Origin of the sequence: Enterococcus raffinosus, from assembly GCF_019175485.1 — a bacterium.
In the GTDB taxonomy this organism is placed as follows: domain Bacteria; phylum Bacillota; class Bacilli; order Lactobacillales; family Enterococcaceae; genus Enterococcus_A; species Enterococcus_A raffinosus.
This window is the reverse complement of sequence record NZ_CP072888.1, coordinates 592553-612601: the sequence shown is the minus strand read 5'-3', so window position 1 is coordinate 612601 and position 20049 is coordinate 592553. Positions and strand designations below refer to the sequence as shown.

15 protein-coding genes are annotated in these 20049 nt (G+C 36.5%); 3 read left to right on the top strand and 12 right to left on the bottom strand.

Features of this window, described 5'->3' with window-relative positions; translation table 11 throughout:
• Positions 1 to 5 precede the first annotated feature (5 nt).
• The 5 genes from J9537_RS02970 to J9537_RS02950 form a co-directional block, all read right to left on the bottom strand.
• Positions 6 to 1337: a DRTGG domain-containing protein gene (locus J9537_RS02970; protein ID WP_010746826.1), complete on the bottom strand. Its 1332-nt coding sequence runs from the start codon at positions 1335 to 1337 to the stop codon at positions 6 to 8.
• Positions 1338 to 1478: 141 nt separating this feature from the next.
• Positions 1479 to 2900, bottom strand: a complete 1422-nt coding sequence (locus J9537_RS02965; protein ID WP_218256697.1) for an MFS transporter — start codon at positions 2898 to 2900, stop codon at positions 1479 to 1481.
• An 89-nt stretch (positions 2901 to 2989) separates the two neighbouring features.
• The gene (locus tag J9537_RS02960) at positions 2990 to 3196 is read right to left on the bottom strand and encodes an MJ0042-type zinc finger domain-containing protein (protein WP_218256696.1); all 207 of its coding nucleotides are present in this window, start codon (positions 3194 to 3196) and stop codon (positions 2990 to 2992) included.
• A 120-nt stretch (positions 3197 to 3316) separates the two neighbouring features.
• The gene (locus J9537_RS02955) at positions 3317 to 4999 is read right to left on the bottom strand and encodes a ribonuclease J (RefSeq protein WP_218256695.1); all 1683 of its coding nucleotides are present in this window, start codon (positions 4997 to 4999) and stop codon (positions 3317 to 3319) included.
• 271 nt (positions 5000 to 5270) lie between these two features.
• Complete coding sequence (locus J9537_RS02950; RefSeq protein ID WP_218256694.1) at positions 5271 to 6320, bottom strand: aspartate-semialdehyde dehydrogenase; 1050 nt, start codon at positions 6318 to 6320, stop codon at positions 5271 to 5273.
• A 294-nt stretch (positions 6321 to 6614) separates the two neighbouring features.
• Here J9537_RS02950 and J9537_RS02945 point away from each other — a divergent pair, with 294 nt between their 5' ends.
• Positions 6615 to 7433 (top strand): hypothetical protein, encoded by an 819-nt coding sequence (locus J9537_RS02945; RefSeq protein WP_218256693.1) that lies wholly within the window; start codon positions 6615 to 6617, stop codon positions 7431 to 7433.
• 59 nt (positions 7434 to 7492) lie between these two features.
• On the opposite strand, the gene J9537_RS02940 is transcribed toward J9537_RS02945, so the two are convergent.
• Both J9537_RS02940 and J9537_RS02935 read right to left on the bottom strand, forming a co-directional pair.
• Positions 7493 to 8689: an MFS transporter gene (locus J9537_RS02940; protein ID WP_218256692.1), complete on the bottom strand. Its 1197-nt coding sequence runs from the start codon at positions 8687 to 8689 to the stop codon at positions 7493 to 7495.
• A gap of 15 nt (positions 8690 to 8704) precedes the next feature.
• The gene (locus J9537_RS02935; protein ID WP_218256691.1) at positions 8705 to 8992 is read right to left on the bottom strand and encodes a hypothetical protein; all 288 of its coding nucleotides are present in this window, start codon (positions 8990 to 8992) and stop codon (positions 8705 to 8707) included.
• 405 nt (positions 8993 to 9397) lie between these two features.
• Here J9537_RS02935 and J9537_RS02930 point away from each other — a divergent pair, with 405 nt between their 5' ends.
• A complete protein-coding gene (locus tag J9537_RS02930) occupies positions 9398 to 10054 on the top strand; it encodes a Crp/Fnr family transcriptional regulator (protein WP_218257316.1) in 657 nt (218 codons plus the stop codon).
• A 35-nt stretch (positions 10055 to 10089) separates the two neighbouring features.
• Here J9537_RS02930 and J9537_RS02925 read toward each other — a convergent pair whose 3' ends face one another.
• Positions 10090 to 11499 (bottom strand): L,D-transpeptidase, encoded by a 1410-nt coding sequence (locus J9537_RS02925; RefSeq protein ID WP_245001282.1) that lies wholly within the window; start codon positions 11497 to 11499, stop codon positions 10090 to 10092.
• A 181-nt stretch (positions 11500 to 11680) separates the two neighbouring features.
• Entirely contained in the window at positions 11681 to 13978 is a 2298-nt protein-coding gene (gene pflB / locus J9537_RS02920; protein ID WP_245001281.1) for a formate C-acetyltransferase, read from the bottom strand.
• A 648-nt stretch (positions 13979 to 14626) separates the two neighbouring features.
• Between pflB and J9537_RS02915 the strand changes: the two genes are divergently transcribed.
• A complete protein-coding gene (locus tag J9537_RS02915; RefSeq protein ID WP_218256690.1) occupies positions 14627 to 16081 on the top strand; it encodes a helix-turn-helix domain-containing protein in 1455 nt (484 codons plus the stop codon).
• Between the two features lie 29 nt (positions 16082 to 16110).
• Here J9537_RS02915 and gad read toward each other — a convergent pair whose 3' ends face one another.
• The 3 genes from gad to J9537_RS02900 all read right to left on the bottom strand — a co-directional run bounded on the left by gad (position 16111) and on the right by J9537_RS02900 (position 20007).
• Positions 16111 to 17511 (bottom strand): glutamate decarboxylase, encoded by a 1401-nt coding sequence (gene gad, locus J9537_RS02910; protein WP_218256689.1) that lies wholly within the window; start codon positions 17509 to 17511, stop codon positions 16111 to 16113.
• 27 nt (positions 17512 to 17538) lie between these two features.
• On the bottom strand, positions 17539 to 19050 hold the full coding sequence (gadC, locus tag J9537_RS02905; protein ID WP_218256688.1) for a glutamate/gamma-aminobutyrate antiporter: 1512 nt from the start codon (positions 19048 to 19050) through the stop codon (positions 17539 to 17541).
• Between the two features lie 258 nt (positions 19051 to 19308).
• A complete protein-coding gene (locus tag J9537_RS02900) occupies positions 19309 to 20007 on the bottom strand; it encodes a helix-turn-helix domain-containing protein (RefSeq protein WP_010746840.1) in 699 nt (232 codons plus the stop codon).
• Between the last annotated feature and the right edge of the window lie 42 nt (positions 20008 to 20049).

Here is a 20049-nt window from a genome sequence, read left to right as displayed (position 1 = left end):
TCTTTCTAAGAACGCTCCATCACTTGGCAAACCACGATCGCTTTAGCAACGATCACATTATCAATATATACTTCTAAATCCACTTTCGCAGATCGACGTCCCAATTCTAATGTTTTTGAATGGATCTCAATTTCACTTTCTAATTGAATCAAACGTAAATAATGTAAATTCATTTGTTCAATTAGTGTATTCCGACGTTGATCCATTAAAATGCTCCGCTGCGCTACATTCGCTACAATCTCGCTTAGTACGCCAAATGAAATTGTTCCAACACTATTAACCATCTGTGGGGTAACTTCAAATTTAAAATATGGATTTTCTAACAAATTATCATCACGATCTGTATCAACAGTTATGATGTCTCCTACAATTTGATCGGAAATTGTGTTAGACATTTGGGGTTGGCGTTGAACAAGCTGCATTGCTTTCATAACATCTTGGCGACTAACCATTCCTACAAGTGAAAGATCATCCTTCACCACAGGCATCATCTCAAGTCCATCCCAAATCATCTGATGACTTACTGAAGCCACACTCATACTTTGCTTTACAACATTAGGATCGCGAGTCATTACACGATCAATCACTTGATTTTCAGCCTTCCCTAAAACGTCCTTCGCAGTTACAACTCCCAATACACGCATGCTTTTATTTACAACAGGAAAACGGGAATGCCCAGTTTTTTCAGACAGACGGTGATACGTTAGGATGGTATCGCCAGCTTGTAAATACACTGTTTTTTCCAGAGGCATGTAAATATCACTGACCTGCATGATATCTTTTTTAATCAATTGGTCGCTTAATGCGCGATTTATCATAGTTGCTACCGTAAACGAATCATAGGTTGTACTTAAAACGGGTAGCGCTAGATCATCTGCTAATCTTGCGATTTCAGGGGTGGTGTCAAATCCACCAGTAATCAAGACAGCTGCCCCATCTTGTAAAGCAAGTTTCTGTGCACCTTCGCGGTTTCCAATGATTAATAACGATCCCGGTGTGATATATCGGCGCATAGCTTCTTCAGTCATAGCACCAATAACAAATTTATTTAAGTCTTTATCCAATCCATTCGAACCGCCTAGAACATCTCCCTCGATAATACGAACGACTTCACCGAAGGTTAGTCGTTCAATATTTTTCTTTAATTTGCGTTCAATTCTAATCGTTCCAACACGTTGAATCGTTGAAACTAAACCAATATTTTCTGCATCCTTAATCGCACGGTAGGCAGTCCCTTCACTGACACGCAGATTTTTTGCAATACTGCGAACAGAGATACGCTCACCCACGGGCAAGTTTTCTATGTGTTCTAAAATCAAATCATGTTTTGTCGCCATAATTTCCTCCCGTTATAGCATTTATCTATCATATTAGTACAGCTTAGCAAAACTAGTATAACAGAGTACTTATAAAAAAAGAAGTCAACCGTTACCATTCAAGTAACAATCAACTTCTTTTGTGTTAATAGATAAATTAAGTTACCGTTTTTTCCTAAAACGTACAAGAGATATCATCAAGGCAACAGCACAAATTACTAACGAGGCTATAAAAGTCACTCTCATCCCATAGATAAAAATATCCGGGCGGCCATTAACATATGTCGTTACCCGTTGACCATAGGCTGTACTCATCCCACCATATAGAATCGTCGTTGATAAAGCGATCCCAATAACCATTCCTAGATTTCGAGCAAAGGAGTTCATACTTCCGGCCACACCTAAATTTTCTTTTTCAACACTACTCATGACAATCGTGTTATTGGGCGACTGGAATAGAGCATTTCCCATTCCCATAATGGCTGTCGCTAATACGTAATACCAAATAGGGCTCGACTGACCCATAAAGACATAAAGCAACTGAGTGATTGATAGCAGCGTCAAGCCGATCAATACCAATTTTTGCGGACCAATTTTATCTGTCAAATAGCCGCTTAAAGGCGATCCGATGACCATCAAAAAAGGAAATACCATCATCAACAATCCAGCATAGCTGGCTGTTAATCCTCTAGCATTCTGTAAATAGAATGGCATGACTACATTGACAAAAAAGTTCGCTGAAAAAATCAAAAGAGCTGTAATCAAACTCATCGTAAACATTTTATTTTTTAGAATGCTAAAAACCAACAGTGGGTTTTCTTTGCGTTTTTCTACTCGGATAAACAGGATGAAAAAGATGATTGCAGCAATAAGTAAAAGAACTGGCAACGTATGAATATAACCAACTTCTTGCCCAATAAAAACAGCACCAAAAAAGCTCATAATAGTGAGTGCAAAGGTTGCAAAACCAAGCCAATCAATTTTCTTTTTAGACATCGTGAGATCCTTAGGTAAAAATTTCTCTCCAATCAAAATTGTCAAAATCCCTACTGGTACATTGATCCAAAAAATGTATGACCAAGAAAAATGCGCAAGAATCAAACCGCCAATGCCAGGACCTGCGATTGACCCTAAGGACACAAAAGCACCAATTGCCCCAAGCGCTCGTCCTCGTTCCTCCATCGGAAAAACTTCTGTTGTAATCCCTGTATTAGTAGCCATTGTCATACTAGCACCAATACCTTGAATGACTCGCCCAAAAAGAAGCATTGTTAACGAATGATTAAACCCACACAAAAGGGAACCTAAAGTAAATACGATCGTACCGATTCGATACACTTTAATCTTACCGAAGCTATCTCCTACTTTTCCAAAAAGCAGCAAGCATGCACAAACGATCATTAAATAAATTGATACGACCCACTCAGCCTTATTCATAGGAACTACTAAGTCTTTTGAAATAGTGGGTAATGCAATATTTACAATACTTGAATCTAAAGTAGACATAAAGGTAAACATCGCAACAGAAACTAAAATCCACCACCGATTCTTTTGAACCACAGGATCATCTTGATACGTTTTCATTCATAAACTTCCTTTCGCTACAAAAATGAACCATAGCTATTCTAAAGGATACTCCTAAAAAAAAGCAAACCAAAACAAAAAACGAGAGATTACTCTCCCGTCTTTTTATCATATTTTCCGTCTTCACGATCTTCAAAGGTCATGAAATATCCATTTGTAATCCTTGTTTCATATACATGATGACAATTCGGACATTCAACCGGCATTGCTTCTTTTGGATGTTGATGAACATTTAATACCTCATCAACAAAAAAATGTGTGCCGCAATTTGGACACTTTAATGGTTTTTCCAACATATGACCAGCCCTCTCTACATTTACTTCTTTTATAATGATACTCCTTTTTTCAAAAAAAACAGAGCAGAAAGGTCAAAAAAACTTCTCCGATAGAAAATGACTACAGGAGAAGTTTCTTTTTTACTTATTACGACGTCCACGTCGTTGATTTGCTTCCATAATAACTGGCAAAATAACAGGACGGCGTTTTGTTTGCTCAAATAAATAGCGGCTTAGCTGATCACGAATGTCTTGCTTTAATTTGCTCCATTCGAAATCATCAGAATGCAAATGCTTCTCTACGATCTCACTCGTTGTCTCAGCACTCTCTTTGATCAAATCACGACTCGCTTTGATATAAACAAATCCGCGAGAAGTAATCTGTGGAGCAGAAACAATTTTTTTCTGCTTACGATCAATCGTTACAACAACCACAAAAATACCATCATCCGACAAAACTTTGCGGTCTCGCAAAACAATATTGCCGATATCGCCGACACCAATACCATCGATCATGATATTGTCCGCAGGTACACTGCCGGCCGCACTCATATGTTTATTTTTATATTCCAACACATCTCCGCGTCCAGTTATAAAAATATCTTTGAATGGCATGCCTAACTCATTGGCTAAACTGGCATGTGCCGCCAATTGACGATATTCCCCTTGTACTGGGATAAAATATTTTGGAGACATGAAATTCATCATCATCTGCAAGTCACGAGGATTAGCATGTCCTGAAACACGTAAATTCTCAGAAATACTCTTTACAATCCCGCCAGCACGATAAATCATGTCTTCAGTTTTAGCAACCGTTGTTTCCATCGCGATGGTTGGTGTAGTAGTAATATAGACTAAATCCCCATCTTCAATTTTCAGATTTCGATGAGAACGATTGGCCATCTTTTGTAATGACTTAATCGGTTCGCCCATACGACCTGTTTCTAGAATAATTAATTCTTCAGCTGGATATTTCTTCATTTCCTTAATCGTTACTAGAATGTCTTCAGGCACTTCCAACTTTTTCAAGCGCATCGCCGTTTTAATGATACGATCTAGGTCTTGTCCAGTTAGCACCACTTTTCGTCCGGCTTTTTCTGCCGCATTCAGGATTTGCTGAACACGCTGCAAATTGCTGGCTACACAAGCCACAATGATTCGGCCATTCCATTCATTAATCACATCATAGACTTCACTGGCGATCTCGCGTTCAGAAGCTACTTGAATCGCATTTTCTGCATTTGAAGAAGAACTTAATAATGCTAGTACACCCTCTGAACCAATTTCAGCCAAACGACGATAATTTGTCGCATACATCGGAATTGCAGTAGGGTCAAATTTAAAATCACCTGTATAAACAACATTGCCTTCATCGGTTTTTAAACTAATCCCCACAGAATCTGGAATTGTATGTGTCGTCCGGAAGAAACTAATAACTGCCGTACCAAAATCAATCTCTGTGTGTTCATCAATTACATGAAAGTCTTTGAAGCCTTTACTCTCTTCATTTTGACTCACATTTAATTTTGCCAGTTCAATTGTTAATTCTGTTCCAAAGACAGGCACTGCCACTTCAGAAACTAAATAAGGCAATGCACCGATGGCATCCGCGTGACCATGTGTCAAAAAGACCCCCGATACACGATCTGCATTTTCAATTAAATAGGTAAAATCAGGAATCACAACATCAATCCCTAACAATTCATTTTCTGGATATTTTAGTCCACAATCTAGGACAAAAATATCATTATCCACTTCAACTGCGTACATGTTTTTACCATTTTCACGTACTCCACTGAAGGGAATTATTTTGACTGTACTCAAAAAATCCACCTCTCTAGTTTATTTATCTATCGTTTCAGCTTACTCAGACCCCGTAATCAGTACGGTCTGTGCCTATACTCATTAGCTATTATACATGATTTTTTCTGAAAAACCATTGATGGAAAATGAATCGTCCCTTCCTTTAATAGAAACTTACTTAACGTCCAGAGACTCCTCTCACTATCTGACTTATCTTTTGCATTTCTTTTTCTCAAAATATATTACAATTCATCAGAAAAAAAGAAGCGTGAAAGATTCACGCTTCTCGATTCTATTCAAAAAGGTTCATTTCATACATTGTTTCAGCGATTTGAAGGGAGTTCCATGCCGCACCCTTTAATAAGTTGTCTGAAACAACCCAAAGGTGGATTCCTTTTTCCTCGTCTGGATCTTTACGAATTCGACCCACAAAAGTTTCTTTTTTGCCCACACTGTTTAATGCTTGTGGATAAATTTGCTGGCTCGGATCATCCTCCAACACTGCTCCAGGTGCATTAGCAATCAACTCTTGAATTTCTGCTACTGTCGCCGTTTTTTCTGTCTCGATATAAACAGACTCAGAATGTCCACTCATAACTGGAATACGAACACAAGTTGCAGATACTTTAATCGTGTCATCTTCCATAATTTTTTTTGTTTCGTTAATCATTTTCCACTCTTCATTTGTATAGCCGGCATCGGTAAATACATCAATCTGAGGTAGTGCGTTGAATGCTAGCGGATAATGCTTTTTATCCCCTCCGCAGGGTAAGATGTCTGCTTTCCATTCTTCAACAGGCTTCTCGTCTAAGAAGTCCTGTGTTTGCTGCTTTAATTCTTCCATTGCTTGATTTCCAGCACCAGATACGGCTTGGTAAGTTGAAACAATGATACGTTTTAATCCATAAGCTTGGCGGATGGGCTCTAAAGCCACCATCATTTGGATGGTTGAACAATTAGGATTGGCAATAATCCCCTTATGATCACGCAACGCAGAAGGATTCACTTCTGGAACAACTAAGGGAACCTCTGGATCCATTCTATAATGACTTGTGTTGTCTACTACAACCGCCCCGCGCTTAACCGCTTCTGGTGCAAATTTTGCAGATATACTGCCTCCAGCTGAAAATAGAGCAAGATCTATATTTTCGAATGAATCTGGTACCAATTCTTCGATAGTTTGAGTTTCGCCTTTAAATGAAAGTTGCTTTCCAGCAGAACGCTTTGAAGCTAAAAACTTTATTGTACCAAGGGGTAAAGAACTATTTTCTAATAATTTGATCATTTGTGTTCCTACTGCGCCAGTAGCACCGACTATTGCAACATTCATTTCCCTCATCATAATCACTCTTTCGTATCATAGTATTTTAATAGTTTATCATATTTATCTTGAAACGCAAGCGCGTTACTCTTGTTCTTCTCTATTCAAATTATTAGAATTTCCAATATAAGACTCAATTTATATTTCAATGCTCTATTTTGCCTAAATAACTGATATAACAAAGATAAAATAAATTTTCTAATCAAATTGTTGTAAAATAATTTAAAAAAACGAAGATTATTGAATATTTTTATTGTGATTCTCTAATAAAAGCTTTAGAATTAATATGTAAGTGTTATTCACAGGAGGGCATTCATGAAAGTTAACGGGTTTATCATTAAGCAAATGCGTGAACATGCGAGCTTGGCTCGTGACAACTTTACCGCTATTTGTTCAACAGCTGACTTGGAACTGATTGAAGAGAAAAACTGGGGCATATTGGAAGTTGTTTTGGATCTTTGCAAGACATTGGAAATTCCTTATCAAAAGGCTTTTCCAGAATCAACGCTTTTAAATGAAGTCTCTTTGTTAAACATCGTTCGCTGCTTACATTTACGTCAAGAGTTTTCTAGTGTTTTATTTTTGTTAGATAATTATGGAAAAAAAATTACTTATGTTAATGCGAGAATCGTCGGTCACCTGATGTATTTCCGAGCATATGCAAACTTATTTGGCAATCATGATACTCGAAAAGCCGTACATTATTTTCAACGAGCCTATACTTTTTTACACGATGAAAAACGCTACGAACTTTTAGTACTTAAAGGATTAGCCACATGCTATCAAGTTAATGAAGAAAAAAAGCGCGCACAAATCTTTTTTGATCGTGCTGAACAATTGGAGGAAAAAATGAATACTCAACTACAATTAGGTCCATCTTATTATCAAGCTGCTTGTTTCTATGCCAATCGTGGAAATCAAAAAAAAGCTAATGCTCTTTGCGATGAAGGGATACAGACATTATTAGAAGTAAATATGACTACGGGTCTTGAAGAATTATTTTTTGAAAAAGCTACGATCCAAGAAAATATTGAAGATCAGATTGAGCTTCTGAAGCAGGCTGATTATTATGCGAACATCAATGAAAACTTTAATTTAAAAGAGCTAATCAACCAAAAACTAACAAGTATCTAAACGAAAAGCATAAGCGTTGCTAAGAAAAGTTAGCCTCGCTTATGCTTTTTTAATTGCTTCTAGATGTTAGAATTAATTGATTTATTTGGCCGATAGAAAATCATGTACAAAATAGCAACCACTATTGGAATCACCGCACAAAAGATATAGATATGTTGATAAGTTCCCAAAATTCCTTTGATTGCCCCTAACAAATAAGGGCCAACGCCTAGTCCTAAATCTAGACCAATGAAATATGTTGATAAGGCAACGCCGATGCGAGCTGTTTCAACTAGTTTGAGTGTCACTGCCTGACCATTCGCCATAAAGGTCCCATAACCAAGGCCCACAAAAGCTCCAGCAACCAATAATACAACGGCATTCTCGGTAAAAGCTAACAAAATTAACCCGATAGTTAAGCAAATAAAGCTTGGATACATGACAGAATTTTCACCATGTTTATCAAAAATTTTTCCTGACATCGGCCGAGTAATCGTAACAATTAATGCATAAACAACAAAGAAAAAAGCTCCTGCAGTCACTAAATGTAACTGATCAGCATAAATCGAAAGAAAACCTAACACACTTGAGTAGGCGATCCCAATTAGAAAAGCAATTCCTGCAATAAACAGAACTTTAAACTCAATAAAACTTTCTAGACTAAAGGTATTAATTTTAGCTCGATGCTCCTCTGTTAAGACAATGTTATTGACCTTAAATTTGAAGCAGGCGACTGATGTGATAAATGCCAACACAACCGCTAGAATAATAATTGCTTTAAACCCAACCAAGGGTAATAGAAGCAAGCCGATAAACGGACCGATCGCAGCGGCTAAACTGGTACTTAATCCGTAATAATTGATTCCCTCTCCATACTTTGACTCTGGAATATAGGCTGTAACAATCGCATTTGCCGCTGTGGAAACCGCCCCATAGCCAAAACCATTTAAAAAACGAACGCCATCCAAAATTAGGATGTTGCTGCTGATCAGATAAGCAGCTGTTGTAATTAAATAAAATAGTGCGCCATAACGCAACACCGCTCGTCGACCGAATAATTCCAATTTTTTGCCAATATATAAACGGGCAAGCAAGGTGCCAATAATATAAATCCCAACAGCAAACCCCGCCTGTGCAGTTGACGCACCTAGACTTTGTGTAGCGTATTTCGCCGTGATTACGACAAAACAATAATATACTAAAAATACAACAAAATTGATAATCGTTATTGTGACAAAACCTTTATTGAATAACTTTTCCTCTTCCTTAATTTTCATTACCTACTCTCATTATTATGCGATACTCTCATTTAGTTTCTTTAAATCAGAAATTTTTTCCGCAACCTTATTGTAGTTAGACGGATAACGATCTACAGCTTGACTAATAAATAGATCTCGCGTACGATCAAATGCTGCCAAAAAGTCTGATAGCGCTTTATCATTTTCCTGCGTGTAGTCTTTCCTCAACATTAAAGCATTTTGATACGCATCGTTAAGAAAAACCAATACCGCTTCCTTTTCAAACCGTACCTTGTAAGCTGATTCCAAACGTTCGATCATTGCACATGTCCATTCTTTCATATCTAATCACTCCTTTTTTTATTAAAGAACTTAGTTTTTCAATTAGAAAAAATAAATTCTATTTGCAAGATATATATCAGCCAACTAAATTTCTCCTAGATAATACATCTGACTACCCTCTCTTTTCCTATTCGTTATGAAATGTTGAGATGACATTATCTTGCTTCCAAATTTTCTAATCAATAGAGCATTTGGCTTGTGTGACTTACCTGATTGATTATACGCAAATAAAAAAAGAGCGAAATCAGTTTTTTTAATAAAAAATGACTTCAAACTTTAATGACAATAAATTTCATTAACATTTGTTAGTATCTTTTTTGAACATACTTTTAATCAAATTAGAAGAGCACTTATGATAAAATAGCAATGAAAATTTCAGCAAAGCATGGAAGGAATAAAGTAAAATTGGATAATACAGCCTTAACAGACTACTTAAAAAAAAATAATTTCCCTATCGTAACCAAAGAGTATAAAAAATACTTACTTTACGAAGGAATTCAAGATCATCATGTATACATTTTAAAAAGCGGCGTTATCAAGACGAGCGTTATCTCCAGAGATGGCCGTGAATTTAACCTAGAATACATCAATGATCTTGAAGTAGTATCCTTGTTGAAGGATGAGTACTCACAATTTATTGATGCCCCTTTTAATATTCGTGTCGAATCTGAAAAGGCCGAACTTTATCAAATCGATCGTGTCGAATTTTGGAAGGATATTAATCAGAACTTTGAATTACAAATCTATGTTAAAAACTATTATCGAGAACGATTGCTAAAATCAATGAAGCGAACACAACAGATGCTGATGAACGGTAAATTTGGAGCTGTCTGCACACAAATTTATGACTTGTATGATAAGTTTGGTGTCGAACTTGATGACGGTGTCTTAATTGATTTTATTGTGACTAATGAGGAGATTGCTCATTTCTGCGGGATTAACGCTGCAAGCAGTGTTAGCCGTATCATGCATGAATTGAAAAGCTGCGGGGCGATCCAAATGATTAATCGCAAGATTTTGATTAAAAATATTGAATTAATTAAAGACAATATCATTTTCTAAATTAAAAGATTCAGCCAAAAAAATGGCTGAACCTTTTAAATTTCTGTTCCGTATTCTACTGGCTTATCAAACTCACCTGGAGCATCGTCGTAAATATGTCCGTAGATGAACACTGGCATACCAATATAACTATACTCATAGATTTCCGCCACTTTGGCTTTCGGAGTATTTACACAGCCGTAGCTGCCTAAATCCGTCCTATAGGCACCCGGCTGACCAAAATATTGTAATTTATGATCCGTATCGTGCAAGCCGATTTCTGTAATCGTTTGTCCGTAGCTTAACAACGGCATCCAATAATCTACCGGCACATTGTAAGTTCCATCACCTGTTGTCAAAACACCACTTAAATCGACATTACGTCGTTTATCCATAATGGTGTGAAACCCAGGAACAGTCGCTGTTCCTTTATTATATCGTCCAGTAATCACGTCTGTTTCAACAACCAACTTTCCTTTATTGAAGCAGTACATTTTTTGATTGTCTAAATCAACTTCTATGTAATTTTTAGTTATGTGGAGAGGCTGTTTTTTCGTATCTCCCTTTAAAACAAGTTGAATCGTTTTAGTATCAGAGTTCTTTAAGGCTTTGGTTATTTTCTTGGTAGACTCTTTGATATCAATAAACCAGCCATAATTTCCTACATTTTTGTATTGTAGATGTTGTCCATGAATATTGGTGAAATCAACTGATTTATAGATCGTGGAATGCTCTCGCTCTAAATCTGCTACCCATTCTGTAATCAAAGCCTGATCAAAATTCCCTTGGTCATCTATGGAATCTGCTAACATTTGTCCAGTTAGAGGAATCGTTTTTTTGTTGAGCTTCAGCATAATTCCCCGATCCTTTATCTTCTCCAACTTTTGCGGAATTTTTTTTCGGTTTAAATCCTTTGCGGTAATTTCCGGTTCACGATAGAAATCCCCCAAATCGTACTCAGTTCGCAAATTCCCCTCATCGAATGCTTTCGAGAGATCTTTACGAATACGAACAGAATCAACCACTGTTCCACTTTCTTCTGGAACAATTTGAAATTTTTTATCTTTATAGATAATCTTTGCATCTTTTGCTTCCTTCCCGCCAAGAAAAGAAGCAGCGTTAACAGCTTGAATTAACTCTTCCTTCGCTTCTTTTTTAAAAGGTAGACTAAATTCTCCTTTGCGAATATTCTTTTTCAAATATTCCTTTTGAATCCTGTAAGGAGAAGTGATTTGAAGTTTCACTGTTTGGTTTTCACCAATCAATCTAATCTCAACCTGTTTTGTTTCTTGTCTGATTTTTTTATCAGCTTTATTGATTGACAAACCACCAACAGCGACATTCGCAACTGTCGACCCAAAATAAAAGTGCGAACCAAAATAAATAAAAATTAACATTAATGCCATCATTGCCCCCGCAACAACACCAACAATCCGCAGCACTACTCGATGTTCATGCTCTCCCAACCCTTATCACCTTCTTATCATGCCAATAATTACTCACATTATAAATCAAACAACCATTTTTTTACTCTTAAATCATAATTATTAATATTTTTTAACATTTTTGGTAAAAAAAGATTCTGAAGCCCAATATTGAGCTTCAGAATCTTCTAAAAATTCTTTTTTACTAAAAATAGAATTATTTTTACATTTTTGTATGATCCGTACGTGAAATAACATCTCGACGTTGTTCTGGTGTCAAGTCACGGAACTTCACAGCATATCCGGATACACGAATGGTAAAGTTTGCATATTTAGGATTATCAATATCTTTATCCATTTCTTCTAGTAACTCACGGCCAAAGACGTTGACATTCAAGTGATAGCCACCTTTATCAAAGTAGCCATCTAATACTTGGCGTAAATTATCGACTTGCATTGACTCGTCATCTGTCCGACCTAAGGCACCTGGGTTGATTGTTTGAGTATCAGAAATTCCATCTTGCGCACAAGAGTAATTCAATTTAGCTGTTGAGTTTAATGAAGCCAATAAGCCATTTTTCTCACCTAAGAATTTGCCATCTTGATAGCTTGGGTTAGCACCTGGCGCTAAAGGTTTACCTGCACGACGACCATCCGGTGTATTTCCAGTATTTTTTCCGTAAACAACATTTGAAGTGATCGTTAGTAATGACAATGTTGGCGTTGAATCACGATAAGTGTGTTGGCGTTTGATTTGCGTCATGAAATATTCAAGAATCCAGTTTGCCATTTCATCTGCTTCGTCATTATCATTTCCGTAAGTTGGAAATTCATTTTGCGGAATATAGTCAATCGCTAGGCCATCTTCATCACGAATTACTTTTACATTTCCGTGTTTGATTGCCATCAATGAATCTGTCGCATGAGAGATACCCGCGATTCCTGTCGCAAAAGTACGTTTCAAATCAGTATCCATTAATGCTAATTGTGGTGCTTCATAGGCATATTTGTCATGCATGTAGTGAATAACATTTAAGGTATTTACATACAATTCAGCTAACCAATCTAAGACGTCTTTATAGCTTTCCATAAATTTATCAAAATCAATGCTATCACCTTCTAATGGACGGAAACGTGGACCAACTTGCATCTTGGTCATTTCATCAACACCGCCATTGATTGCATAAAGGACTGCCTTCGCCAAGTTCGCACGAGCACCAAAGAATTGCATATCTTTACCGATTACAGTAGCGGACACACAGCAGGCAATTGCTGCATCGTCTGAACCCCAGTATTGACGTAATAAGTCATCATTTTCTAATTGAATAGAAGAACTTTGCTTCGCAACTTTTGCTGCATAGGTACGGAATCCTTCTGGTAAATGAGAAGAGTATAGTACTGTCAAGTTTGGTTCTGGTGAAGGTCCCATATTCGTTAATGTGTGTAGGATACGGAAATCATTTTTCGTTACTAATGAAGTCCCATCCATATTCATTCCTGCTAATGATAAGGTTGCCCAAATTGGATAACCAGAGAATAATTGATTGTATTCTGGTGTCCGAGCAAATTTTACCATGCGTAATTTCATAATCAAATGATCGATCATTTCTTGTGCTTCGAACTCAGTGATTACACCACGATCTAAATCGCGTTGAATATAAATATCCAAGAACGCAGAAATACGACCAATTGACATTGCCGCACCATTCTGTGATTTGATTGCCGCAAGATAACCAAAGTATAACCATTGGATCGCTTCTTGTGCATTGCTCGCTGGTTTTGAAATGTCATAACCATAGCTTGCTGCCATTTCCTTCATATCTGCTAATGCACGGAATTGTTCAGAAACTTCTTCACGTAATTGGATAACATCGTTAGTCATCACTTTGCTACCAACGTTTTTCCAGTCTTTTTTCTTTTCTTTCATTAAGAAATCAATTCCGTATAAAGCAACACGACGATAGTCGCCGATGATACGTCCACGACCATATGCATCTGGCAAACCTGTAATAATTTTATTTTTACGCGCTAAACGCATTTCATCTGTGTATGCATCAAAAACACCTTGGTTATGTGTTTTACGCCATTTGTTAAAGATGAATGACATTTCATCATCAACCTCATAGCCATTGGATTCTAAAGCCTTGTTAGCCATATTGATTCCGCCAAAAGGCATGAATGCTTGTTTTAGAGGGACATCTGTCTGTAAACCAACAATTTTTTCCTCTTCTTTAATCAAGTAGCCAGGTTCGTGAGAAGTAATCGTTGCAGGAACATTATTGTCCATGTCGTAAACACCATTTTGCTTGTGCTGTACTTCAAAAAGCTCCTGTAATTTTTCCCATAATTTTTCAGTACTTGGTGCGGCACCTTCTAAAAAGCTGTCATCACCTTTGTACTCTGTATAATTACGTTTGATAAAGTCTAACGTATTAACCTCATGCTGCCAACGTCCTTCGTTAAAACCTTCCCAAGGATTTTCAGTTTGTTCAACAGTTTTTTTGATTGTTGTAGTTTCCATAAGCGCACTCCTTTGTTAAATAGTTTCAAAATAATTTAAAATGATTATAACAAAGGAATCTGTTTTAAGAAAGGGCTTTTTTACACTCGCTTATTCAAAAATCCTTTTAAAATAATGATAATTATCTTATCCCTATTCACTATCTGTTACAGTTTTCACTATAACAGAAATGATAATTGATAATGACAGTTTCTACTTGATAGTGAATTTTGCTCACCATTCCACAATACTATCCATTTATGAAATTGAAAAACAGAGGACTGATACAGGAGCCTTTGTGAATTTTTTTTCATTTCTAAACTCTCATAAAAGGAAAAGTTTTTCCTAAAATAAAATTTATCTCATTATTCTGGCATAATTTTCTCATCTTATTGAAAAGCTCTTCTGCTGTTATTCTATACAGAGAAAAGTTTTTTTTAGTCACTCGAAATCCTAATTGAAAGTTATTCATCACCTAGAATAATTATCAATTGAAAATAACTAAAACTTATTTAAAAATACTCATAAGATAATCGTTAGATGTTATCATAGCTCATTTTGATAGTATATCTAAAAAAACAGCAAATTATTCCAACTAGAAATATCCAAATAAATTAAATTGGTATACAATACCAAACGTATGTGTTTTTCAAAAAAGGGAGGTACTTTATGTTAGAAAGGTACATTGAAAAAAATATTTTTCGTCAAGTTTATCTTTGCCAACAATTGTATCAAAAGAAGGAAGTCTTTTTAAAAAGTATGGCAGAATGTTTGGATGTATGTTCTATTACAATCAACAATGATTTAGATGCACTAAAAGAATCTTTTGAACAGGAGATCCTTACATTCGAGCGAACAAGGAACTCTTGCAAGATATCCTTTGACCCGGCGTTTTCATTATTAGAATTATCGCAGCGAATTTATCGTCGATCAGATTTTCTGCGTGTACTCAATGATTTCTTAGTAGGAAATACTCATTGGACAGAAATCGCAGAAAAAGAATTTCTCTCTACTAGTAAGATCTATCAAATTCGTACGAATATTTTTTCTTTTGCTAAAGAATTAGGCTATTTAGATTCAAATAATGCGATTCAAGTACCTGAAAAGGATCTTCGCTACCTACTTCTGGCTATCTCCAGAGCCACTGGCGACCGCTCTGCTATTCCATTCAACAAAATGATTGCTGCTGGAGCAGAGGAACTGATTGACTATGTTGAATCGCATTTTTTTGCGCGTGATTATCCTAAAAGTGAACGAGAAATCATTGTTTTAGGCACCCAATTAAGTAGTCAAAGGGCACGACAATTTCCTATCATTTTTTCGGAGGATGAGAAGAAGACGGCTCGACAAACACCTTTATTCGGATTGATTCAAGCTGGTATAAAAAATTTACAGTCATCAATTTGTGTAAATGAAGACGAGTTGTTTTTTATTTATTCTCTTTTCAATGCCAGAAATTATCTTTGCAACAACTTGGAACTACTACAAAAAGATTTTGAAGTCGTCTATCAAAATCATATTCAACGGTATCCGGAGATAGAGGAGTTGCTTCAGCAATTTCATTTTTCTTTAAATATTCCCCTCGAAAATGAACTACTTTTGAAAAAAGCCTTTTTACCTTTTATTCGATCTGCTTGGGCCAACATGCAGCTTTTCCAGCCTGATCTAATTTATTTATTAGACGAAGAACAAAAAGAACTTTATCAAACCGTGCAAACTATTTTAATTGATTGGTCAACACGTTATCGACCAAACATTCATTGGAATGACAATTTTATCCGGAAAATGACCCTTACACTCGATCTATTACGAAAAAATACTTTTGATGAAAAAATTGAGCTATACATTGTAGCTCCCACTGATTTCAACTTTTTGTATTATCGAAAGCAGCTAGAAAATTTACTTGATGATCATTTTACTATTAGCAATATGATCTACAACACTCTAAGCGAAGTTGTAGACGATGTCTTTTTCTGTTCAAAAAGGATCATTGTTTGTGATACGGCGCTTTATCAAGCGGATCTGGGCAGCGAAAATACATTGATCTATCCTGTATCCTTGCAAACGATCAACAATACTTGCTATGAGATTAACGAACTTGTGCGACCAATTGAAAAAGCCTGAAAGGAACATTTCCTTCCAGGCTTCTGTTTTTAATGAGTAAATCCGTAAGTCTTAATTTCTGGTTTTTCATGATAGACCAAATGCGCTTTATCCAACGCTTCAATGGCTTCTTGCATATCTTGCACGTAATCACAAGCCATATTCATACCAAAATCAGCTCGAATGACTAAACGTTGAATAATTTCTTGATCTAAATTTTTAGGAAGTGGATAGGCTGGCACTTGCCACCCCTTCATTAAAAGGCGATCGGCTAAGTCATAAAGAGTCCACTCGCGAGTACTATCTTCTTTTAATTTGTAACAAACAATCGGTAATTGGGAACCATCGTTGACGATGTCAAATAAGCCTGTTTCTTCTATAGCATTTGCCAAATACAACGCTACCTTATGTGTACGTTCATGAATGGCCTTATAACCATCAAAGCCATAACGTACGAAGTTGTAATATTGACCAATCAATTGTGCAGCGCTATGTGAGAAGTTAATCGCCATTGTTGGTAATTCACCACCCAAATAGCTGACTTTAAAGATCAATTCTTTTGGTAAATAGTGTTGATCCCGCCATAAAACCCAACCAACACCAGGATAAACTAGTCCGTATTTATGACCTGAAGAATTAATTGAGATGACATTCTTCAAACGGAAATCCCAGACTAAATCTGGTTCAGTAAACGGTGCATAAAAACCTCCAGAAGCAGCATCAACATGAATATAGACTTTGTAATCCGTTTGTTTATTGTATTCCTCAACTAGATTATTCAATCCTTCAATATCATCATAACGTCCGGTATAGGTAATCCCCATAATCCCAACAATACCGATGGTATATTCATCGACATAATCCATGACTTTATCTAAATTGATGGACATATGGTCTTGGTCTAGAGGTACTTCACGCATTTCAATATCCCAATAAACACAGAATTTTTCCCAACATACTTGATAACCAGATGAAATGACTAAATTAGGTTTTTTAGCATTGAGATCGAGGCCCAATTTTTCAGCGCGTTTTCGCCATGCAAATTTCATTGCCATACCGCCCAGCATACATGCCTCTGAAGAACCAATTGTTGAAGTCCCCATAAATTTTTCATTTTCACTAGCATGCCAAAGATCGGCGATCATATTCACACAACGATTTTCGATTTCAGTCGTACGAGGATATTCAGATTTATCAATCGCATTTTTTTCTAAAGTTTGGCTCATGAGTTTCACTGCTTCTGGTTCCATATACGTTTGACAAAAAGTAGCTAAATTCAACCGAGCATTTCCTTCATCTAACATCTCATCTTGAACCAATTGATAGGCAATACGCGGTTCAATCGATTCTTGATTCAACTTATATTTTGGTAAATCTACTTGTTCACTTTCTGAACCAAAGATTGGTTCTAAATATTCTGCTTCGTCACGATTTTCTTTTCCATATAACATATGCAATTCCTCCAATAAGTTCGTTTTCTAATGTTTTAATGTATGTTCTTCTTTTTTAACAATCTGGTGTTCACCACGAGCTGCCGGATAGACGGCCGTATTCACATCTCCTGCTTCCATATGAATCGGCTCTTCTATTTTCTTATGTCCTTGCTTATCATGCAGTTCATAAATTACAAATGGCAGAATCACAGTAACTACAAAGCTGATTAACAAAATCACCTGATACGTTCGATCTTCATTCTTCGCTATTGATGCAGGGGGAACAAAAGAAATTAGCAATGCAAAAATGGATAATAAAAATCCGATTCCAGCAATGACTGTTTTCCCAATCGTTTTCCCAAGAACATTATACGTTCGTTTCAAGCCTTTCTTTTTGTACACTAAAACGAAATAACCGATAAAGAATAAAAGATATCCTACTAAATAGATAACGACCGTTAGTGAAATAGCTACTAAGAAAGATAAGTTGTTTCCACCACCGCCAAAAGTCAGTACTGCGCCCCAAATAGTAACAATAACACCTTGGATCATAATCAATGGAACAGGAACGCCATGAGTATTCGTCTTTCTTAAAAAATTAGGCAATAATCCTCGTTGAGCTGCAGCAAACATTCCGCGAGAAGGACCGACTACCCATGAGCTTACCTCTCCCATCACACCAAAAGCGATCATTAAGGCAACGACTTTAACCAGCCAACCTAAATGACTATTAAAATGTAAAATCAATGATTGGAATGTTTGGATCACTCCAGCGCTTAAAGATAGTTCTTTTTGGGGAATCACAGCAGCTACTGAAAAGCCGCCGATCGCATCTAGCGCAATTGCTAAAATCACCAATAGAATCATTGCTAATGGATAATTTTTGCTTGGATTTTCCAATTCATTGATATGTGAAGCGGATGCTTCAACGCCCATATAAGCCAAAATAAAGGAGACAAATACGACCAATGTTGATAGCTGTGAAAAATCTGGAATAAACGCTTTTCTGCTAATAGCAATTTCTATGGGATTTCCGCCAATAAAGTATGCTGCTGCTAGGCCAAATAAAAGCACAGAAGGGATAAGAATCCCGATCACAAATCCTGCTTTCGCTATTTTTGCGGTGCGTTGTGTTCCTCCTAATTGCGAGAAGGTTAATCCCCAGAATATGACAAGCAATCCTATATACTTCATTAACGGATCAGTGTTCAATGCTTGAAAATTCAACACGTAGGATAGTGCGCCCAGAATGAAATAAATCATTGTTACGAATCCCACCGTAATCTGGAACCATTGAAAGAAGATAGCCGCAAAACCAAATCGCTCACCTAATGTTTGGCTGACCCAACTAAATATCCCGCCATTTTGCCATCCCTCTACTGTAGACATTTCGGCAGCGCATAAAGCAACTGGTAAAAACCATAAAATTCCACCTAACAATAAAAAGAACACTAGGTGTAACTTCGAAGTCGCAAATGTTGGATACTCGTAAACGGTCAAAACCATCGAAGCCGTTAAAGCAAAAAAGCCGAATAAAGATAATTTTTTCTGATTCATATAAACGCTTCTTTCCCTTTTCTTAAATTCGTTAGCATAATAATGCTTCAGGGAACAAACGACGTAGAATATAGATAAAACATTTTCCAGCACCTCTTTCCTTACAAGGAGAAGTATAATCAGTGTGGGGGGAGCTTTTTTCTTAATTTTTTTCTTTCGAATAAGACAAACTTAAAAAAATATAGAAAATTTTATCGAAAAAAAGCGCTAGAGCTCTCCTCACTTAGGAGAGCTCTAGCGCTTTTCTATTTCTTACAACTACATACTGTATTCCTTAATATGCTCATTCATTAATCCGTTTGGTACATCATGGAGACGGTACCCATTGCCCCAATAAGTAATAATTCGAACATTGTCAATATGAGCATGGGCAATTTTCTTACGGATATTCCCTACTGCTGTCGACATCTGAACCAAACGCGACTTGCTAACTTCATTATTCCAAACCTTATTACATAACTCGTCTCTAGAAATAATCTTGCCGCTGCCTTCAGCTAATGCACCGATAATTTTCTTTTCAATATTATTAAGCGAACTGTAGAAAAGGACTAGATCCTGTTTCTTCATTTCTGATTGTCTTACTAGACCTTTTGAAATGGATTCCTTCTGACCCTCACGTTTATCGCTCAACAATAAGAACTCCCTTAACTCTGTCAGTGTACAATCAATAGATAAGCAATGATTTTCATCTATATTAGGTACTGGTTCATCCGTTCTTCGTAAATAATGCATATCTTTTTCTACAACAATCGGCAAAATCTCATTAAATTCTTGATTTGTCAAGGTTTCACTAAAAATGACAATATCAAAAAGAGACAAAATATCCTCAAAATAATTAGGCTTGTTCACATCAAAAAATTCTTTCAAGACAAACACTTCATAATCCAAACGCTGCAACTCGTTTTGAAATTCCTGTTCAATGATAATATTTCTAGTTAAAATGATTACTTTTTTCATTTCACTTCACTCCAGTCTTTACTGACTTCTACTTTTGCACCC